This is a genomic window from Lonsdalea iberica (assembly GCF_002111585.1).
GTDB lineage: Bacteria > Pseudomonadota > Gammaproteobacteria > Enterobacterales > Enterobacteriaceae > Lonsdalea > Lonsdalea iberica.
Genome location: NZ_LUTP01000015.1, coordinates 30,875 through 51,505 on the forward strand (window position 1 = coordinate 30,875; position 20,631 = coordinate 51,505).

General features: G+C 59.8%; 16 protein-coding genes. 10 read left to right on the forward strand and 6 right to left on the reverse strand.

The window, feature by feature from the left end:
* Window positions 1–2 precede the first annotated feature (2 nt).
* Both rcsD and AU511_RS07905 read right to left on the reverse strand, forming a co-directional pair.
* Window positions 3–2,672 (reverse strand): phosphotransferase RcsD, encoded by a 2,670-nt coding sequence (gene rcsD / locus AU511_RS07900; protein ID WP_094109320.1) that lies wholly within the window; start codon window positions 2,670–2,672, stop codon window positions 3–5.
* Between the two features lie 5 nt (window positions 2,673–2,677).
* A complete protein-coding gene (locus AU511_RS07905) occupies window positions 2,678–3,859 on the reverse strand; it encodes an MFS transporter (RefSeq protein ID WP_094109321.1) in 1,182 nt (393 codons plus the stop codon).
* 281 nt (window positions 3,860–4,140) lie between these two features.
* Here AU511_RS07905 and menF point away from each other — a divergent pair, with 281 nt between their 5' ends.
* The 6 genes from menF (at window position 4,141) to menE (ending at window position 11,224) form a co-directional block, all read left to right on the forward strand.
* Window positions 4,141–5,466 (forward strand): isochorismate synthase MenF, encoded by a 1,326-nt coding sequence (gene menF, locus AU511_RS07915; RefSeq protein ID WP_094099592.1) that lies wholly within the window; start codon window positions 4,141–4,143, stop codon window positions 5,464–5,466.
* Window positions 5,467–5,573: 107 nt separating this feature from the next.
* A complete protein-coding gene (gene menD / locus AU511_RS07920; RefSeq protein WP_094109323.1) occupies window positions 5,574–7,256 on the forward strand; it encodes a 2-succinyl-5-enolpyruvyl-6-hydroxy-3-cyclohexene-1-carboxylic-acid synthase in 1,683 nt (560 codons plus the stop codon).
* On the forward strand, window positions 7,256–8,026 hold the full coding sequence (gene menH / locus AU511_RS07925; protein ID WP_094109349.1) for a 2-succinyl-6-hydroxy-2,4-cyclohexadiene-1-carboxylate synthase: 771 nt from the start codon (window positions 7,256–7,258) through the stop codon (window positions 8,024–8,026). Before menD ends, menH begins: the two co-directional genes overlap by 1 nt.
* Before the next feature lie 5 nt (window positions 8,027–8,031).
* Window positions 8,032–8,889, forward strand: coding sequence for a 1,4-dihydroxy-2-naphthoyl-CoA synthase (menB, locus tag AU511_RS07930; protein WP_094099594.1), 858 nt, complete (start codon window positions 8,032–8,034; stop codon window positions 8,887–8,889).
* The gene (menC, locus tag AU511_RS07935) at window positions 8,889–9,857 is read left to right on the forward strand and encodes an o-succinylbenzoate synthase (RefSeq protein ID WP_094109324.1); all 969 of its coding nucleotides are present in this window, start codon (window positions 8,889–8,891) and stop codon (window positions 9,855–9,857) included. Before menB ends, menC begins: the two co-directional genes overlap by 1 nt.
* A complete protein-coding gene (gene menE / locus AU511_RS07940) occupies window positions 9,845–11,224 on the forward strand; it encodes an o-succinylbenzoate--CoA ligase (protein ID WP_094109325.1) in 1,380 nt (459 codons plus the stop codon). Before menC ends, menE begins: the two co-directional genes overlap by 13 nt.
* A gap of 53 nt (window positions 11,225–11,277) precedes the next feature.
* Here the strand turns inward: menE and katA are convergent, their stop codons facing one another.
* Window positions 11,278–12,717 carry a catalase KatA gene (gene katA, locus AU511_RS07945; protein WP_085653682.1) on the reverse strand — a complete coding sequence of 480 codons (1,440 nt, stop codon included), beginning with the start codon at window positions 12,715–12,717 and terminating at the stop codon, window positions 11,278–11,280.
* Between the two features lie 276 nt (window positions 12,718–12,993).
* Between katA and AU511_RS07950 the strand changes: the two genes are divergently transcribed.
* Complete coding sequence (locus AU511_RS07950) at window positions 12,994–13,533, forward strand: YfaZ family outer membrane protein (RefSeq protein ID WP_094109326.1); 540 nt, start codon at window positions 12,994–12,996, stop codon at window positions 13,531–13,533.
* Window positions 13,534–13,769: 236 nt separating this feature from the next.
* Window positions 13,770–14,960, forward strand: a complete 1,191-nt coding sequence (locus tag AU511_RS07955; protein WP_094109327.1) for a nicotinamide mononucleotide deamidase-related protein YfaY — start codon at window positions 13,770–13,772, stop codon at window positions 14,958–14,960.
* Window positions 14,961–15,009: 49 nt separating this feature from the next.
* Here AU511_RS07955 and AU511_RS07960 read toward each other — a convergent pair whose 3' ends face one another.
* From AU511_RS07960 to tesA, 3 genes are all read right to left on the reverse strand, one after another.
* Window positions 15,010–15,870, reverse strand: a complete 861-nt coding sequence (locus tag AU511_RS07960) for a co-chaperone YbbN (RefSeq protein ID WP_094099599.1) — start codon at window positions 15,868–15,870, stop codon at window positions 15,010–15,012.
* Window positions 15,871–15,932: 62 nt separating this feature from the next.
* Window positions 15,933–16,709 (reverse strand): SDR family oxidoreductase, encoded by a 777-nt coding sequence (locus tag AU511_RS07965; RefSeq protein ID WP_094099600.1) that lies wholly within the window; start codon window positions 16,707–16,709, stop codon window positions 15,933–15,935.
* A 29-nt stretch (window positions 16,710–16,738) separates the two neighbouring features.
* A complete protein-coding gene (gene tesA / locus AU511_RS07970; protein WP_139823873.1) occupies window positions 16,739–17,377 on the reverse strand; it encodes a multifunctional acyl-CoA thioesterase I/protease I/lysophospholipase L1 in 639 nt (212 codons plus the stop codon).
* On the opposite strand from tesA, the gene ybbA reads away from it, so the two are divergent.
* Both ybbA and ybbP read left to right on the forward strand, forming a co-directional pair.
* Window positions 17,345–18,031, forward strand: a complete 687-nt coding sequence (ybbA, locus tag AU511_RS07975) for a putative ABC transporter ATP-binding protein YbbA (protein WP_094109328.1) — start codon at window positions 17,345–17,347, stop codon at window positions 18,029–18,031. The genes tesA and ybbA overlap by 33 nt on opposite strands.
* A complete protein-coding gene (gene ybbP, locus AU511_RS07980; protein ID WP_094109329.1) occupies window positions 18,028–20,460 on the forward strand; it encodes a putative ABC transporter permease subunit YbbP in 2,433 nt (810 codons plus the stop codon). Before ybbA ends, ybbP begins: the two co-directional genes overlap by 4 nt.
* Window positions 20,461–20,631: the final 171 nt, after the last annotated feature.

Sequence of the window (20,631 nt, forward strand, 5' to 3'; positions counted from 1 at the left end):
GTTTACTCATATTGTTGGCCACCTTGCTGTAGTAATGCACTGACAAAACGTTCAATCTGTTGAAGGTTATCCTTTATCTGCACACTATCCTGCGAGGTTATTAGTTGTTCCAGGACTTCACACAATTGTTTGCCCGGATGCAGATTCAGCATGGCAAACACGCCTTTGAGCCGGTGGGCTGTCTGAGCCAGTGACACAAAATCGCCACCTTGGATTTCAGTATACAGCCTGTTCATATCCTCCGGTACTGTCTCTACGAACAGTGAAAAGTAATCGCTGCTGCGCAGTTGGCGAGCGTAAAAACCGATGTCGTCATCCGTTGCCGGATGGCTGTCGTCGGTTGACGTTTCCAACTGCTGTTCGATCAGTTTTAGCAGAGCATCCAGCATCAGCGGGCTGATGTTGTAGCTGGTGCGCAGCCGCCGCTTGCCCAGAGAAACGCATTGGGTATCTTCTCCGGTCACTAACAGCGTGTCGTCTGCGACTTTTCCTGCGTTGTCCGTAATCGTAAGGTCCGCTTCCTGATTAATCAGTCGTTCGTCATAAATGACGAAGTCCGCACCCCACTGGCTGACCATGCGGCTAACTATCTGCCGTACTTCATCCGAGGTGATATCCAGTAACACCGTAATACCATCCAGCAGCTTTTCCTCTTCCTCCTTCGGAAGCTCGACGGGGTCCATTTTCAGCGTCAGCGTATATTGCGTACCTAAATCCGGCAGTCGGTTGATTTGCAATTGACCGCCCAGTTTGTGGCAAAGCTGCTGACATAAAAATAAGGTTAATCCGGAATTTTGGCTGAATCGATCAGAAAGCGCCGGCGCGGCGAACGGATGCTGTACATTATCGAGTTCTTCGACGGAAACATCTGTACCCGTATCGTTAATTTGTATGACCAATTGTCCTGAAGACTTTCCAGGGTGTTTTAGCGTCAGCGTAATTTTGCCGTAGTCCGTATTGGTAACGGTATAATCCATTAATAAAGAAAGCGTTTTCTTTAATAACTCACCGTCGCCAAGATAGGTCTGTCGAATATCCAGCTGGTAATGATTAAACAGGCTGATTCCTTTCTGCTGGATGCGAGGCAATATTGTCAGCAGTAAATCGTCGACGAGCGCGAGCGGCGAAAAAGGCGCGTACGCCATTTCCCACTCGTCGGTTTCCAACTGAGCCTGCAGAGCGATATTTTCCATCAGGCTCAGGGCGCAGGCGGCCTCGCTGATCAGCAGTTGCAGCGACTGCTGCCGTTCGTCCTGCGTCTGCTCGTTGCGCAACGACAGCGCCAGCTGATGCACGGCGCTGAGCGGTTGTTTGAACTCTTCGCTCAGGTTATGGAACAACTGCTTACGCACGGCGATGTTCTTGTCAAACTCCTGCTGCGCCAGCTGTAGTTTCTTGTTGATGACGATTTCCTGCTCTTGTTCGCGTAGTAAAAACAGGCAGTAGTCCGGCACGAACAGGCTGTAGAACAGCCTCACTTCATACATCTCGTTATCGACGGTCGCCTGAATCACGCCCTGATGCTCTTCCGCCAGCGTCGCAATTTTCTTCAGACTCAGGTGAGGATACAGGCGTTCCGCCAGCGCGTTCGCCACCACCACTTTATTGACGCTGAAGTCATAGACCAACACGCCCACCGGCAGGTGACCGATGATTTCGGTGTACATGTTCTGCTGCTTCTTCAGCCGGTACGACAGGTCTTCCCGGGGACGGGAAAAGTGGCGTCGAAAAGCGTAAAAACCCATCAGTGCGATTAGCAGCAGCGCCAGATTGAGCAATATCATCCAGACATTGGTGCGCAGCATGTCTGCTACGAGACGGTCCAGCGGGATGCTATAGACCATTTTCAGCGGCGCGTTAGTCAGCTGGGCGGACACTTCCACCATCGTGCCTTCCAGGCGGACATCGGTCGGCGTTTCATTATCGGTGCCGGTTTCCATGCTCATCGGCAGCGTTTGCTGACGCAGCATGAGATTTTCCCGCTCCATGTTGCGCGGGATTAAATCATTGATCGACAGGTCGAAGGCAATCACGGTCGCGAGATGCCCCGGTTGGTTGAAGGTAGTGCGCAGGGTGAAATAGTAGTTGTTATAAAAGCGCAGCTTGCGCAACGGCGAGAAGCTTTCGCGTTCATCCAGCGCATTCGCCTGCTGTAGCATTTCCGCCTTGCGGGCTTCAATCAGCGCGGCGATATAGCTGCCGCGAAACTGGGAAGAGACGTCCTTCAGCGGTTGGGTGGAGATCATCGTCAGGCTGTTATCGGTGCCGTTGAGATAGTACATCGAAAATACGTCGGTCTTCGCGCCCCACAGTATGTCCAGGTACTGCGAAATTTTGTGCATCGAGTAGAGGGTGCTCTTCTCGTGCTGGCCGAAGATCAACGTATCGGTTTTCTGACCGCGCTGCTCGACGTAAAACACGTTCGGCACCAGCGTAATGACGTTTAACGCGCCTTCGGTCGGGGGCGGGGCGTCCACGAGCAGATTTTTATAAATCTGGTCGGTAAAAAAGCGATAAGTGTCGATCCGCTTCTGCATGCTTTCAGCGATATCGGTCAGAGCATACTTCTTCTCCGTCATCCAGCCGTTGATGTAGTTGTAGCTGAACGCCCCGAACACCAGCAGCAGCAGTAAAACAAACAGAGAGAAATAACGCATGATGATGGCGGGCATGTCAATCAATCTCCAGACGAACGGATGATGGCGCGAGAGCTGGCGCAGACGGCCAGCAACAACATAACGATCACGCCCAGCGCCAGCGACAGGCTGCTGACCTGGGCGACAAATCCTAACAGCGTCGGACCAAGCAGAGAACCGGCATAGCCCATCGTGGTAATGGATGCGAGAGCCAGATGCGGCGGCATCATCGTCTGATTACCGGCGGTAGTAAACAGGATGGGCACGACGTTGGCCGCGCCAAGACCGACTAACGCAAAGCCGCCGATGGCGGTGAAGGGATTATCGATGGTAATCGTCATCAGCAGTCCCGCCGCGGCGCATAGGCTTCCGCCGGCGATGACGGCAAAGCGGCCAAGACGGTTGACCACCCGATCGCCATAGAGCCGCCCCAGCGTCATCGTAATGGAAAAGGCGGCGAAGCCGATACCCGCCTGACGCGCATCGATGCCGCGAAATGCAGTCAGATACAGCGCGCCCCAGTCCAGAACGGCGCCCTCAGTCAGAAACATGATGAAGCACAGAATGCCGATGAACAGCACCCATCCTCGAGGTATCGCCAGTAAAGGCCCCCCGCCGGCCCGCGACGTGGCGCGCACCATATGGCGCTGGGACCAGAACAGCGGGAGCCAGATCAGTAACGCCATCGCCACTGTCGCCAGCAAGGGCGACAGTCCTAGCCACAGCAGCAGGCTGATGCAGCCAGCGCCGACGATCCCGCCAACGCTATAAAAGCCGTGAAAGCTGGACATCAGGGCCCGTTGACAGGCGCGCTCCACCTCAACGGCCTGGACGTTGATGGCGACATCCATCAATCCCAGCATCGCGCCCAGCAAAGCCAGCATCAGCGCCATCACCGGAAACGTTTCAGGCAAAGTTAATATCGGCAGCAGCACGCACAGCGCCGTGCCGGAGGCGAAAATGACCCGTCGGCAGCTAAACCGGGCCGTCAGAAACCCGGCCATCGGCATGGAGATGAGCGAGCCGATGCCGATGCACAATAGCAGCACGCCGAGCGTGGCGTCGTTGATATCCAGCCGATGCTTGGTATAAGGCACTAGCGGCGCCCAACAGGATATGGCCGTGCCGGAGATCAAAAAACCAATTCGTGTGGCGACCTGAACGGCTTTATCCGCCAGGGGAGAATCGAGGGAACAGGGCTTGGTGCCGACGGTTGAATGCATGAGAGACAGAGACCGCGTCTGGAATCAGAAATATGGGTTACTTTTACCATAACTCGGGCCTTTTATCGAAAGGGGATCTGCTTTTCCTCTCTGATATGTCGTCTTTTTCAGGTGGCGATTACGCGCCTAAATAGGTTCAACGGCAGCCTGCCTCAGGGGGACGTTAGGGCGATAAAAACGGGCGAGCAGCAGACAATCTTCGTCCAAAAGGCTCCCGGCGTTTTTTTTCCAGAACTGCCCCCGTATAATCCCACACTTTCAGTTAGGATACCGGGGGCGACGTGAAGCAACTTTCAGGCCTGTTGCAGCGTATGGAACGGGCGCTCGGAGCGCCGTTGCCAGATAAGGCGGGCTTTCGCACTTTCACGCTGTCGGCGGAAAGAAGGGAAGATGCAGAACTGACGGCCTGGCTGGCCGCTCAGACGTTGTATCCGCAGTTTTACTGGCAGCACCGGCGAGATCCGGAAGAGGCCGCTGCATGCGGCGCTGTCTGTACCTTTGCTTCCGCCTCTGAAGCTGAAGCCTTTCTGCAACGCGAGGATCTCGATGATGACGTGCGGCTGTGGGGGTTGAACGCTTTCGGTTACCCCACCTTGGCTCAGGCGGAGCCTCTCGACGGCTATCTGTTTTTACCGCGGATTACGCTGTTGCGTCAGAGCGAACGCATCGTGCTGCGTGTCAATCTTTTCAGCGCCGTCTCGTTGCGTCAGGATGCTGACAACGCGTTGAAGGCGCTGCGTCAGTTGTCAATGGCGCATCCGTTGCCGCCGTTAGCGGCGACCGTCAAACTCACGGCGCACCATCCCGAAAAACAGCCATGGACCGATCTTATCGCGCAGGCGTTGGCGGAGATTGAGGCCGGAGCTTTGCAAAAGGTGGTCTTGGCGAGGACGACCCGGTTGACGCTGGATCGTCCGCTGGCGGCAGCTGCCCTGATGGCGGCCAGCCGCGCGATCAATCATGACTGCTACCACTTCATGCTGGTTTTCACGCCGCAACGCGCCTTCCTGGGCTCCAGCCCCGAGCGACTCTACCGCCGTGAGGGAAATCGTCTGGAGACCGAAGCGTTGGCCGGCACCGTCGCCAACGATCTCGACGATCGGCGTGCCGACGAGCTGGCGCAGTGGCTCATGCAGGACGCCAAAAATCAGAACGAGAACCAGCTGGTGGTAGACGATATCCGCCAGCGTTTATCTCAGGCCGCGACGGCGTTGGAAGTCATGCCGCTGGAAACCATCCGTTTGCGTAAGGTGCAACATCTGCGCCGATCGATCCGCGCGGAACTGCACGAAGCTAAAGATCGTGCTTGTTTGCAGCTGTTACAGCCGACGGCGGCGGTGGCGGGGCTGCCTCGCGCCGCCGCCCGAGACTATCTCGCGTGCTACGAACCGTTCGATCGCGGCTGGTACGCCGGATCGGCCGGTTACCTGTCACGTCAGATATCGGAGTTCTGCGTTTCCCTGCGTTCGGCGGATGTCGAAGGGGATCGCCTGACGTTATATGCCGGCGCGGGAATTGTCGCCGGTTCGGATCCACAGCAAGAGTGGCAGGAGCTGGATACCAAGGCGGCGGGCCTCAAATCGCTGCTGGACAGCGACATGTCATAGTTTTGTTTTATGTTTGTTGTGCCTGCTAAGGGTTTACATCAAAGTTGTCGACATAAAACAAAATATAATTATTGCTACAACCCGCAACCAGAGTTGTTGAGTCGACCATGTCCACGAATGTATTTAATCGCCGCTGGGCGACAGTTCTGCTGGAAACGCTAACCCGGCATGGCGTATGCCATGTCTGCATCGCGCCCGGCTCCCGCTCGACGCCGCTCACGCTCGCCGCGGCGGAGCACCCGGCGCTCACCTGCCATACCCACTTCGATGAACGCGGACTCGGGCATCTGGCGTTGGGGCTGGCAAAGTCCTCCAGACAGGCGGTTGCGGTGATCGTGACGTCGGGAACGGCGGCGGCGAACCTGTATCCGGCGATCATTGAAGCCGGTCTGACCGGCGAAAAACTGGTGGTGCTGACGGCCGATCGTCCGCCGGAGCTCATCGACTGCGGCGCAAATCAGGCTATTCGCCAACCCGGTATGTTCGCCTCTCACCCTACACTTACGCTGGCGCTTCCCCGGCCGACCCCGGATATCTCAGCTCGCTGGCTGGTCTCCGCCGTTGACGATGTGGTCGGACGCTTGACACATGGCGCGCTGCATATCAATTGTCCGTTCGCCGAGCCGTTGTACGGCGCGGATGATCCTGAGGCGTATCAATCCTGGTTGCAGACGTTGGGCTCATGGTGGCGTGAATCATCGCCGTGGCTGCTGACGGATCAATCTGCATCGCGCAGCGAGGCGCAGCCCGACTGGTCGGCATGGCGTCAAAAACGCGGCGTGGTCATCGCCGGTCGCGTACCGGCCGAGAGCGGGGAGGCCATCGCTCGATGGGCTGAACAACTGGGCTGGCCATTGCTTGGCGACGTGCTCTCCCAAACCGGTCAGCCATTGCCCCACGCGGATCTGTGGCTGGCGCATCCCGAGGCTGGTGGCCTGCTGCAGGCCGAGATTGTCATCCAGTTCGGCGCCGGTTTGACTGGTAAGCGGCTCTTGCAGTGGCAGGCGGCCATTCAGCCGCAGGCGTATTGGCTGGTAGACCCGCTGCCCGGCCGTCTGGACCCGGCCCAACATCGCGGGCGTCGGTTGGTTGCGTCTATCGCCGACTGGCTCATCGCGCATCCTCCAGAGCCTGAAGCTACCCAACCGTGGGCTGCTGAATTGTCCGCGTGCGTTGACCGCATTGGCGCGCAGGTGGATGCCCGACTGGCGGTCGGATTTGGCGAAGCGCAGCTGGCTCACCGGCTGCCCGTGCTGTTGCCTAAAGAAGGGCAGCTTTTTCTGGGCAACAGTCTGACGATCCGCCTGGTGGATGCGTTGGCCCGGTTGCCTGCGGGCTATCCGGTGTACGCCAATCGCGGCGCCAGCGGCATCGACGGTCTGGTGTCCACGCTGGCCGGCGTGCAGCGCGCTAACGCGCGTCCCATGCTGGCGGTGATTGGCGATCTGTCCGCGCTCTATGACGTCAATGCGCTCGCGCTTCTGCGTCAACCTCCCGCGCCGTTGGTACTGATCGTGGTGAATAATAACGGCGGCCAGATTTTCTCTTTGTTGCCGACGCCCGAGCAGGCGCGCGAAACATTCTATTGTATGCCGCAGCAGGTGGAGTTTAGCCACGCCGCCGCGCTGTTCGGCCTGCGTTTCGTCCGTGCGACGAACTGGCGCAAAGTGGTTGATGCCGCATCCGATGGGTTTAAGCAGCCGGGGACGACGCTGTTGGAAGTGGCGGTGTCGCCGAAAGCCGGGGCGGAGTGCCTGCAACGGCTGTTGTCCGAGGTCGCCACATGGTGATGCGCGCGCGCTGCCTTCCACAAGGCGAGCCGGGGCTGCCGTGGCTGGTGTTACTCCACGGTCTGCTCGGCAGCGGCGAAGACTGGCTCCCCATCCTTCCTTTCCTCAACGATCGCCCTGTGTTGCTGGTCGATCTGCCGGGCCACGGTGACGCCCGTCATCAGTCCGCCGAGGGATTCGACGATGTCAGCCATCAGCTCACTGCACTGCTGGCGGAGAAGGGCATCCGCGACTACTGGCTGCTGGGCTATTCGCTCGGTGGTCGTATCGCCATGTTCCATGCCTGTCACGGCGAGACCTCGGGGCTACGTGGTTTGCTGGTGGAAGGCGGGCATCCTGGCCTGGCTGCGGCGGGTGAGCGTGAGGCGCGGGCGCTGCATGATGCCCGCTGGGCGCGCCGTTTTAGGGAGGAGCCGCTGGCACAGGCGTTGGCGGACTGGTATCAACAGCCCGTCTTCGCGGACCTGACCACCGCGCAGCGGCAGGCGTTGATACAGCGGCGCAGCAATAACGACGGCGAGGCGGTAGCCAGAATGCTGATCGCGACTTCGTTGGCGCGTCAGCCGAACCTTACCGCGCCGCTGCAACAACTGTCGGTGCCGTTTGGCTATTTGTGCGGCGAGCGCGACATCAAGTTTCAGACGCTAGCGCGGCAGGCTGCTTTGCCGCTGCTGAGCGTGGCCGACTGCGGCCATAATGCCCATCAGGCGAATCCGGCCGGCTATGCGGCGCGGATCCGTTCATTGATTTCCCATCCCGTAAAGGAATAAACCCTATGCTGTATCCGAATGAAGACCTGCTGTACGCCCCCACCGAATGGCACGATTGCAGCGGTGATTTTGTCGATATTCTTTACCACAAGTCGGCTGACGGCATTGCCAAAATCACCATCAACCGTCCCCAGGTACGTAACGCCTTTCGCCCGCTGACGGTCAAGGAGATGCTTCAGGCGCTGGATAACGCGCGCCATGATGACGGCATCGGCGTGATCATCCTGACGGGCGCAGGCGACAAGGCGTTCTGCTCCGGCGGCGACCAAAAAGTCCGCGGCGACTACGGCGGCTATCAGGACGACAGCGGCGTACACCACCTGAACGTGCTCGACTTCCAGCGTCAGATCCGTACCTGTCCGAAACCGGTGATCGCGATGGTGGCGGGTTACTCCATCGGCGGCGGCCATGTGCTGCATATGATGTGCGACCTGACCGTGGCGGCGGAAAATGCCATCTTCGGTCAGACCGGTCCGCGTGTCGGCTCCTTCGACGGCGGCTGGGGCGCTTCTTACATGGCGCGCATCGTCGGTCAGAAAAAAGCGCGGGAAATTTGGTTCCTGTGCCGCCAGTACGACGCGCAGCAGGCGCTGGATATGGGGTTGGTTAACACCGTCGTCCCGCTGGCAGATCTGGAAAAAGAGACGGTGCGCTGGTGCCGCGAAATGTTGCAAAACAGCCCAATGGCGCTGCGTTGCCTGAAAGCGGCGCTCAACGCCGACTGCGACGGCCAGGCGGGATTGCAGGAACTGGCGGGCAACGCCACCATGCTGTTCTACATGACCGACGAAGGGCAGGAAGGGCGCAACGCCTTCAATGAAAAACGCCAGCCTGACTTCAGCAAGTTCCGGCGGAATCCGTAATGCGCCGGGCGAGGCTCTACCGTTACAGCGTTCCTATGGACGCCGGGGTGGTGCTGCGCAATCAGCGGCTCAAAACCCGCGATGGTCTGATCGTACAGCTGTGCGACGGCGAACGCGTGGGGTGGGGCGAGATCGCCCCCCTGCCGCAGTTCAGCGTTGAAACGCTGGGCGACGCGGAGACGGTCGTCCGTGAGTCATTGCGGCGCTGGGTGAACGGTGATGCGCTTGAGGAAACCGGCGTGCCGTCGGTCGACTTCGGCCTCAGCTTCGCCGACGCGGAGCTCTCCGGTTTGCTGCCACAGGACGCCGACTACCGTAAAGCGCCGCTGTGCAGCGGCGATCCGGATGAGCTGTTCGCGATGTTGCAGGGGCTGCCGAATCCGGTGGCGAAAGTGAAGGTCGGGCTGTACGAAGCCGTGCGGGACGGCATGATCGTCAACCTGTTGCTGGATGCTCTGCCGCAGCTCTCCCTGCGTCTGGACGCCAACCGCAGCTGGACGCGGGCCAAAGCCGATGGTTTTGCGCGCTACGTCGATCCGGCGGTGCGATCCCGCATCGCTTTTCTGGAAGAACCGTGCAAAACCCGCGAGGAATCGCGGGCCTTCGCGCGTGATACCGGTATCGCTATCGCCTGGGACGAGAGTGTGCGTGAGCCGGACTTCCGCGTGGAATCCGAGCCGGGGGTGAGCGCCATCATCATCAAACCGACGCTGGTCGGCAGCCTGAGTCGCTGTCGACAACTGGTCGCAGAGACGCATCGGGCAGGTCTGACGGCCGTAATCAGCTCCAGCATTGAATCGAGTCTTGGCCTGACGCAGCTGGCGCGACTGGCGCATTGGCTAACGCCAGAGGCAATCCCCGGCTTGGATACGCTGGATTTGATGCAGGCGCAGGTATTAAGGGCATGGCCGGACAGCCCGTTGCCGCAGCTCCACGCTGAACAGTTGGACGAACTATGGCGGTCATAGCCGACTGGCCGTGGCGGCACTGGGCGCGGCGGCAGCCGCACGCGACGGCGTTCATCCGCGACGATGAAGGCTGGAGCTGGTGCAAGTTGGCCAATGAAGTCGACGCGCGCGCTAACGTGTTTATTCGTCAGGGCGTCACGGAGGGGAGCGGTGTGGCGCTGCGCGGGCGTAATAGCGGCGAGATGCTGCTGAGCTATCTTGCGTTGCTACAGTGCGGCGTGCGTTTGCTGCCGCTCAATCCGCAACTGCCCGTCACGCAGACGGATGTGCTGTTGCCCTCGCTGGATATCCGCTTCGGTCTGTGTTTCAGCGAGACGCCTTGGCCTGATACGATCGTCCCCCTCTCTACCGGGAGCGACGAAGCCGTGGGGTCTCAACCGCATACCGCATGGGAACAGGGGCGGCTGGCGACGATGACGCTGACTTCCGGCTCCAGCGGCCTGCCAAAAGCGGCGGTGCATACTTTCGCCGCGCATCTGGCGAGCGCGGAGGGCGTCTGCGGACTCATGCCTTACACGCAGGGTGACAGCTGGCTGCTTTCATTACCGCTGTTTCACGTTTCCGGGCAGGGCATCGTTTGGCGCTGGCTGGCGGCGGGCGCGACGCTGGTGGTGCGGCCGGGTCGTCCTTTGGATGTGGCGTTGCGGGGTTGTACGCATGCCTCGCTGGTGCCCACGCAGCTGTGGCGGCTGCTATCGCAGGGAGACGTGCCGACCTCGCTGACCTCAGTACTGCTGGGTGGGGCGATGATCCCGCTGACGTTGACGCAACAGGCCGAAACGGTCGGCATTCGCTGCTGGTGCGGATACGGACTGACGGAGTTGGCTTCCACCGTGTGCGCCAAGCGCGCGGACGGACGCCCCGGCGTCGGTATGCCGCTCGCCGGACGGCATATCAAAGCTGTGGATGAGGAAATTTGGCTGCGCGGCAATAGCCTGGCGGCCGGATACTGGCGCGACGGCGCGCTGAACCCGTTAACCGACGATCAGGGCTGGTTTCATACGCGCGATCGCGGCTGCTGGGACGGCAGTGAGTGGCGCATTATGGGGCGGTTGGATAATCAATTTTTCAGCGGGGGGGAAGGCGTTCAGCCGGAAGATGTGGAAGCGGTTTTACTGCAACATCCGGCGGTCGAGTTTGCCTGTGTCGTGCCGGTGGATGACGTGGAGTTTGGGCAGCGCCCGGTTGTGGTGGTGGAAACGGCGGGGGAGTGCGATCTGACGAAGCTTCGCGACTGGCTCGCTCCGCAGCTGGCGGGATATCAGCGTCCCGTGGCGTTCTATCATTTGCCCGGGACACTGAAAAACGGCGGGATAAAAATTTCCCGTCAGCAGGTCGCAGCCTGGGTACGGCAGCAGCGCGGCTGACTCACCTGCGAGCGGAGTGTCCGTGAAAGACAATACCGTCCGCAGGCGGGAAATTAGCGTCCCAACGCTTTGGCGACGCCCTCGCCGTAGGCCGGATCAACCAGGTTGAACAGCGCGATCTGACGGTCCTGGATAAATTCAGGCACCTGAGACAGCTCGCCGGCGATTCGCTGGAACATCCGCTGATGCTCTTCTTCGCTCAGCAGCTGGAACAGTGCGCGCGGCTGGCTGAAGTAATCATCGTCTTCGCGGTGGTTCCAGTGGTCGGCGGCGCCTTCCAGCGACAGTGGCGGCTCGCTGAAATCAGGCTGTTCCTGGAATACATTGAAGCTGTTCGGCTCATACGTTGCGCCGTTTCCGCTATTGCCGTCCACGCGCATCGCGCCGTCGCGGTGATAGCTATGGAATGGGCAGCGCGGTTTGTTGACCGGGATCTGGTGGTGGTTAACACCCAGACGGTAACGCTCGGCATCGCCGTATGAGAACAGACGGCCTTGCAGCATTCTGTCCGGAGAGAAGCTGACGCCAGGGACGACGTTCGCCGGGCTGAAGGCGGACTGTTCTACTTCGGCAAAGTAGTTTTCCGGGTTGCGATTCAGTTCGAAATAACCGACATCGATCAGCGGATAGTCGCCGTGCGGCCAGACTTTAGTCAGGTCGAACGGGTTGTACGGCACCTGGGAGGCCTCCGCTTCCGGCATGATCTGCACTTGCAGGTTCCAGCGCGGGAAGTCGCCGCGGTCGATGGCGTCGAACAGATCGCGCTGAGAGCTTTCACGATCTTTACCGATCAGCTGTTCCGCTTCGTCGTCCATCAGGTTTTCGATGCCCTGCTGGCAACGGAAGTGGAATTTCACCCAGAAACGTTCGTTATCGGCGTTGATAAAGCTGTAGGTGTGACTACCAAAACCGTGGATGTGGCGGTAGGATTTCGGCAGGCCGCGGTCACTGAAGTCGATAGTCAACTGGTGCAGCGCTTCCGGCAACTGAGAGAAGAAGTCCCACTTGTAGACCGGGTTACGCAGGTTAGTGCGCGGGTCGCGTTTTACCACGTGGTTCAGGTCCGGGAATTTCAGCGGGTCGCGCAGGTAGAAGACCGGCGTGTTGTTACCGACCAGATCCCAGTTCCCTTCTTCGGTGTAGAATTTCATGGCGAAACCACGAATATCGCGCTCAGCGTCGGCGCCGCCACGTTCGCCCGCGACGGTGGAGAAACGCAGGAACATGTCCGTCTGTTTACCGACTTCGGAGAAGATTTTAGCGCGAGTGTAGCGGGTGATGTCGTGGGTGACGGTGAAAGTACCGTAAGCGCCGGAGCCTTTAGCGTGCATACGTCGCTCAGGGATCACTTCACGGTCAAAATGAGCCAGCTTTTCCAGGAACCAGACGTCCTGCAGCAGCATAGGGCCTCGGGGACCCGCGGTCATTACGTTGTTATTGCTGACGACCGGCGCGCCGGAGGCGGTGGTCAGCTTTTGTTTTTCATTGCTCATGTTTACTTCCTTACGGTTTGACTCGACTGATGAGAACTATCAGCCAGAGCAGTTAAATAGGCAAATCGGTGGCGCTTATCATTGGTATCGCCAGCACTGAAAAATGCGAATTTGTCGCATTTCCCCAGATGAAACCCGTATTTTTAGCCCTATTCTGGCTCCCACCGCCGCGAACATGACGTAGAATCATTCCGTTTTTACAACGTCTATAAGGACTGCGTGCCAGACGTTAGGCACGGGTCGATATAACTACACTCCGATTTAAGGACGATAACGATGAAAAAATTGATGACTGCGTGCCTGGGCAGCCTTTTGCTGGCCTCGGCGGGCGCTCAAGCTGTCGGCATTTCGGCGGAAGCGGGAAATGACTATGTCGGCGGCGGCGCCAGCATTGGCTTACCCTTCCCGGGGTTGTCCGCCAACGCGGGTTGGGGTCACGATAATGACAACAACAACGATGCCTACACTCTTGGGGTGGACTACGGCTTCGGCCTGGGCCGCGCGTCCGTCAAAGCGGGCGTCAAAGGTGTTTATCTGCAACCCGATCATGGCGACGACGGCTATGGCTTGGCCGTAGGCGGTGGCGTACAGTTCCCGCTGACTTCGTCTTTCTCGCTGTTCGGGGAAGGCTACTACTCACCGGATGCGTTCACTAGTCATCTGGATCGGTACGTTGAAGCGAAAGGCGGCGTGCGCTGGCAACCGCTGCGTCCGCTCTCCGTGGACGTAGGCTACCGCTACATTACGATGGGCTCGTCCAACGACGATCGCAGAATTGCCGACGGTTTCTATCTGGGCGCGGGGCTAAGCTTCTAACGCCTGCCACAGGGCGCGGTTTTCCGCGCCTTCGTCTCTGGATCTTCAATCCCTCGTTTACCCGCAGCGTCATTCCTTTATTATCTAAGTATCATAAATTGTGATGACTTCGTGCCGACAGGCGCTCGATCGCTCGTCGCCCACGGGTGGAAGCCGCTTGTCGACCGAGCGGCTGATAAGCCTCGCTAAGAGCAATCAGACGGCGGCCCGACGATTCACGAATGGAGAAAGTAAACATGCTTAGGGTTGAGATGCTTTGCACCGGTGATGAGGTGTTGCACGGCCAGATTGTTGACACCAATGCCGCCTGGCTGGCGGATTATCTGTTTCAGCAAGGCGCGCCGATGGCCAGCCGCATGACGGTGGGCGACGAACTCGATGCGCTGGTAACGGCACTGACTGAACGCAGTCACGTCGCGGACGTACTGATCGTTAACGGCGGACTGGGGCCGACCAGCGACGATTTAAGTTCACTCGCCGCGGCGACGGCGGCGGGCGTACCGCTGGTGGAGCATGCGGAGTGGCTGGCGAAGATGACGGCCTACTTCGCCGACCGCGGGCGTCCCATGTCGGCGCTGAACCGGAAGCAGGCGCTGATCCCGGACGGCGCGGAGATCCTCGACAATCCGGTCGGCACCGCCTGCGGTTTTGCGCTGAAGTTGAACCGTTGCATGCTGTTTTTCACGCCCGGCGTGCCGTCTGAGTTCAAGGTGATGGTTGAGCAGCAAATTATGCCGCGTTTACGTCAGCGTTTTACGCTTGGCGAAGCGCCGCTCTGTCTGCGTCTGACGACCTTCGGTCGTGGAGAAAGCGATCTGGCGAGCGCGCTGGCGCCGCTCACCCTGCCGAAGGACGTGGTGCTGGGATACCGCTGCGCCGTGCCTATCGTCGAGATTAAGCTGACCGGTCCCGCATCGCAGCAGGACGCCATGCATGCGTTGTGGCGACAGGTGAAGGAGATCGTCGCCGACAGTACGGTGTTTGAAGGGACCGCGGGTCTGCCTGCGCAGCTGGCGCAGGCGCTATCTGAACGCCAACTGCGGTTGGCGATCGCCGAAGCCTTCACCGCCGGTTTGGTTCACTGGCAGTTGCGTGGCGCCAATGCACCGTTAGCCGGGGGCGACCTGTTGACGACGTCTTCCAGTGCCTTAACGACGGTGACGCAACAGGCGCGCGAACTGGCGCAGCGATGTTCGGCGCAGGTGGCTCTGGTGGTAAGCGGATTGAGCGAGGGCAGGCTGTCTCTGGCGTTGCATACGCCTTCGCAAACGCTGGCTCAGACTCTTCAGTTCAATACGGCGCGCTACGCGTTGTCGACGCAACAGGAAATCGTCGCTATGGCGGCGTTGAATATGCTGCGGCGTTGGTTGAGCGGGGTCTCGCCTTACGGCGGAAACGGCTGGATTGAAACGGTCGAAACCTGCTAGCGGGATAGCACGACGACGGGCCGTGGCGGCCCGTCGAAAAGCGCGGTAATCAGTAAAGCAGAGCGTAAAGCTGGCGACGATAGCGCGCGGCCAGCGCGTCACCGGTGCCCAACGCGGACATGATGTCCATCATCGTCTTGCGCGCGCTGCCGTTGGCGGCCGCCAGATCTTTCTTCAGCATGCCCATCAGCAGTTCCAGCGCCTCTTCGTTACGGCCCACCTGATGCAGTTGCAGACTCAGCTTAACCGCCAGCTCCGCATTGTCCGGATCCGCGTCCAGCTCCTGTTGCAACTGCTTGATTTCCGGTGTGTCGGCGGCCTGCTTCAGCAATTCAATCTGCGCCACCAGACCGTGGTAGCGGCTGTCCTGATCCTGGATCGGAAGGGTGCTCAGCACGGCTTCGGCGTCGTCCGCGCGATTCAGCTCAATCTGCACTTCCGCCAGCAACAGAGCGATATCGCTGCGTTTGCTATCCAACTGCCAGGCGTCTTTCAACAGCGGCAGGGCCTCCTGCAGTTGGCCATCCTGAATCAAACGCTCGGCTTCCGCTGTTTTGAGATCTTCCGCTTTGGGCAGAACGCGCTGCAACAGTTCGCGGATCGCTTCTTCCGGCTGAGGCCCCTGGAAGCCGTCCAACGGCTGGCCGTCTTTGAACAGATAGACGGTGGGGATCGCGCGCAGGCCAAATTGCGCGGCGACGCGTTGCTCGGCGTCGCAGTCTACTTTCGCCAGCAAGAATTGTCCTGCGTATTCGGCGGCCAGCCGGTCTAGCACTGGGCCTAATTCCTGACAGTGTTGGCTGCGCTCCGACCAGAAGTAGATCAGCACTGGGGCAGTCATCGACTGCTCCAGCACCTGCTGCAAATTCGTTTCGTTAATGTCAATCACATTGGCGTGTTGTTCTAGCATGGAATTCTCTCTTATCCGTTTCAGCGAGTTATGGGGGCAAATTCCCTCTGCTTCAACCCCTGTCAGGAGCGAGTGCGTAATAAGCCGTCGAGCGCGCGTCCGGGAAGCAGACGGCGAAGTATCGACAGCGCATGGGTCATCAGCGTGACCGGATAGCGTAATTTGGGGCGCGGACTCTCCAGAGCATGGCGCAGTTTGGGCAATATCGCCTCTGGCGTCAGGGTGAATCGCTTGGCGATGCCGGGATTCGTGACGGGACGATCGCGCTGCGTTTGGTTCACGTTAGCGGAAAACTGCGTGCTAATCGGCCCAGGTTCTATCAACGAAACGTGTATCCCGCTGCCGTGCAGCTCCATACGCAGCGCGTCTGACCAGGCTTCAAGGGCATACTTGCTGGCGGCATAGGCGCCGCGTCCCGGCGTGACGACCAGCCCCATGACGGAGCTGGTCTGGATGATACGCCCTTCGCCGTGCGCAAGCATGGCGGGCAGCAGTCGCTGCGTCAGTTGATGCGTGCCGAACAGATTACTGGAGAACTGTTGTTCCAACTGCTGGCGAGAGATCGTATTCAGCGGGCCGTACACGCCGTAGCCGGCGTTGTTGAATAGCCCGTACAGACGGTTGCCGGTGAGCGAAATCACATGGTCGGCGGCGCGATCCACACTGTCGCTGTCGTCCAGATCCAGCTCGACGCCTTCCAGCCCCAGCGTGTTCATTCTTTCCACATCTTCCACACGACGGCAGGCCGCCAAAACCCGGTAGCCGCGTTGCTTGAGATCTTGTGCGGCGATCAGGCCGATACCGCTGGAACAGCCGGTGATTAAAATCGCTTTTTGCATAACTTTACCTAACTATAAAGCCCTGAATATCAAGAGTCGTGGTTAACTAGAGGGCCGAGTTTTTGCGCCATCCAGTCGGCGATAAACGGCTGGGCGTCGCGGTTCGGATGGATGCCGTCATCCTGCATCCACTCGGGTTTGAGATAGACCTCTTCCATAAAAAACGGCAGCAGCGGAATGGCGAACTGCGTGGCGAGTTTCGGATACACGGCCGCAAAGGTCTCAGTATAGCGCCGGCCGTAGTTGGTCGGCAGTCGGATCTGCATCAGCAGCGGCTGTGCGCCGGCCTTTTTGACCTGCGTGATGATTTTTGTCAGATCCTGTTCCAGACTGGACGGAGGGAAACCGCGCAGGCCATCGTTGCCGCCCAGTTCGATCAGCACCCAGCGCGGCTGATGCTGTTGCAGTAAAGCAGGTACACGGGCCAGCCCCTGGGCGGCGGTGTCGCCGCTGATGCTGGCGTTGACGACGTTAACGCCGCCGGGGGCTGACTGCCAGCGACTATTCAGCAAGGCAGGCCAGGCCTGCGTCGCCGACATGCGATAGCCCGCGCTCAGACTGTCGCCCAGCACCAGCAGCGTATCCGCTGCGATAGCACGTAAACTTACTATTCCCAGCAGTAAAAGGACCAGAAAATGCCAGCGGAAAACATTCTTGAAGTTCATCATCTTAGTAAACACGTTGGTCAAGGGGAACATGAGCTGTCCATCCTTACCGGAGTTGAGCTGGTTGTCAAACCTGCCCAGACCCTGGCATTAATCGGCGAGTCGGGGTCGGGTAAGTCGACGTTGCTGGGGATCTTGGCCGGACTGGACGACGGGAGCAGCGGCGAAGTCGCGCTGTTAGGAGAGCCGCTCAACCGATTGGATGAAGAAGGGCGTGCGGCGCTGCGGGCGCGCGACGTCGGCTTTGTATTTCAATCCTTTATGCTGGTGCCGACGCTAAACGCGTTGGAAAACGTACAGTTACCTGCGCTGCTGCGGGGGGAGAGCGACCGTGACAGCCGCCAACAGGCGGAACAACTGCTACAGCAGCTCGGTCTGGGGGCGCGTCTCCAGCATCTGCCTGCTCAACTGTCCGGCGGCGAACAGCAGCGCGTGGCGCTGGCGCGCGCGTTCAGCGGTCGTCCCAAAGTGTTGTTTGCCGATGAGCCGACCGGCAATCTCGATCGCCAGACCGGCGAACGTATCGTGGACCTGCTGTTCGCGATGAACCGCGACCATGCCACCACCCTGATTCTGGTTACCCATGACGAACAGTTGGCCGTGCGCTGCGAGCGGCGTTTGCGTCTGCGTGACGGCAAACTGTGGGAGGAGTCATGATCTGGCGTTGGTTTTGGCGTGAATGGCGTTCCCCTTCGCTGCTGATTGTCTGGCTGGCGCTGACGTTGGCCGTGGCCTGCGTGCTGGCGCTCGGCACCATCAGCGATCGTATGGAGCAGGGACTCAGCCAGCAGAGTCGCGACTTTCTGGCGGGCGATCGGGTTCTGCGGGCCTCGCGGCCGGTAGATGAAACGGTGCTGCAACGGGCGGCGCAAGACGGCCTCACCGTCAGCCGACAGGTGTCGTTTATGACGATGACCTACGCCGGAGAACATGCGCAGCTGGCGCAGGTGAAAGCCACCGACGATCGCTATCCGCTATATGGGAATTTACAGACCCGGCCCGCGCAACTGCGCGCCGCACCCGGCACGATTCTGGTCGCCCCGCGGCTGCTGGCGCTATTGGGGGCGCGAGTCGGAGAGCAACTCGATATCGGCGATACCACGCTGCGCATCGCGGGCGAGCTGATTCAGGAGCCGGATAACGGCTTCAATCCCTTTGAAACCGCGCCGCGTGTGTTGATGAACATGGCCGATGTCGCCAGTACCGGCGCGATCCAGCCCGGAGGCCGAATCACCTGGCGCTACATGTTTGCGGGAGAGCCTCAAGCCATCGCGCAGTACGGCGACTGGATTAAACCTCAATTGAAAGCGGATCAGCGCTGGTACGGCATGGAAGATTCGTCGGGCGCGTTAAGCAAATCTCTCCAACGCTCACAGCAGTTCCTGTTGTTGTCCGCGCTATTGACGCTGCTGTTGGCCATCGCCGCGGTAACCGTGGCAATGAGCCATTACTGCCGCACGCGTTACGATTTAGTCGCCGTGCTGAAAACGTTAGGCGCCGGTCGCGGCGCGCTGCGTCGCTTGATTGTCGGCCAATGGCTGTCGGTGCTGGCGCTGGCGGCCGTCAGCGGAAGCGTGCTGGGGCTGGGCTTCGAGGCAGTATTGATGCGAGCTTTGGCCCCCGTCCTGCCCGCTACGCTGCCGCCTGCCGGACTCTGGCCTTGGATATGGGCGCTCGGGTCGCTGGTGTTGATTTCGCTGTTGGTCGGCCTGCGGCCCTATCGCCTTCTGCTGGCGACCCAGCCGTTGCGCGTGCTGCGGCAGGACGTGACGGCCAACGTCTGGCCACTGCGCTACTACCTGCCTGCCGTCGGGGGAGTTGTGATTGGGTTGCTGTTCGTGCTGTCTGGCGGCGGTTCGTTGCTGTGGTCGCTGCTAGGGGGGATGGTGGTGTTGGCGCTGCTGTTGGGGACGATTGGCTGGGGCAGCCTGCTGGTACTGCGGCGCCTCACGCTGAAACGGTTATCCCTGCGTCTGGCGATCAACCGACTCCTGCGTCAGCCGTGGTCAACCATCGGCCAGCTGGCGGCGTTTGCGCTGTCGTTTATGCTGCTGGCGCTGCTACTGCTCTTACGCGGGGACCTGCTGGATCGCTGGCAGCAGCAGCTGCCGCCGGATAGTCCGAACTACTTCGTACTGAATATCGCCGGCGATCAGATCCCTGCGGTGAAAGAGTTTATGCTCCAACATCAGGTGCAGCCGGATCTGTTTTATCCGATCGTCCGGGCGCGACTGACGGAGATTAACGGGCGTGTCGCCACCGAGCTGATCCCCGAGGATGCGCCCGGCGGCGGTACGGTAAACCGGGAGCTGAATCTGACCTGGCTGCCGGATCTGCCGTCGCATAACGTGTTGGTGTCCGGACCATGGCCGCCGAAGCCGGGCGAGGTCTCGATAGAGCAGGGGGTGGCGGAGCGTCTTGGGGTTTCGCTGGGCGACATGCTGACCTTTACCGGCGACACGCAGCCGTTCAGCGCCAAAATCACCAGTCTCCGTAAGGTGGATTGGGAGAGCCTGCGGCCGAACTTCTTCTTTATCTTTCCGCTGGGTGCGCTGGAGCATCAGCCGCAGTCGTGGCTGACCAGCTTCCGACACATCGGGCAGGACAATGTGATCACCCAGCTTAACCGCCAGTTCCCCACGCTGAGCGTGCTGGATATCGGCACGATCCTCAAGCAAGTGGGGCAGGTATTGCAACAGGTCAGTCGTGCGCTGGAGGTGATGGTGGTGTTGGTCATCTTCTGTGGCGTATTGCTGTTGCTGGCGCAGATTCAGGTCGGGATGGGGCAGCGTCGTCAGGAGTTGATGGTCTACCGGACGTTGGGAGCCAGCAAGAAGTTGTTGCGAACCACGCTCTGGTGCGAGTTCGCCGTGATGGGGCTTGCCGCCGGGCTGGCGGCGGCACTGGGCGCGGAGGCAGCGCTGTGGATGCTGCAGCGTAAGGTGTTCGACTTCCCGTGGGAGCCTAACTGGCTGTTATGGATTGGCCTGCCGCCGCTGAGCGCTCTGTTGCTGTCCCTCTGCGGTGGCTGGTTAGGGTTGCGGTTGCTGCGTGGCAGGGCGCTGTTCCGGCGCTACGACGCATGACGACATGGGAAATTTGAAGCGCTGAAATAAGATAGCGTAAAATTCGCGCGTACCCGCAGTGGAAAAGGGTGCGCGCGAATCTTACGCCTCTCTTGACTTGGGCGCGCGATATGCGGCGGCGGGGGTGAAAATGGATAAGATTTCCGGTTAGCCCGCTTCCTGCCGCAGATC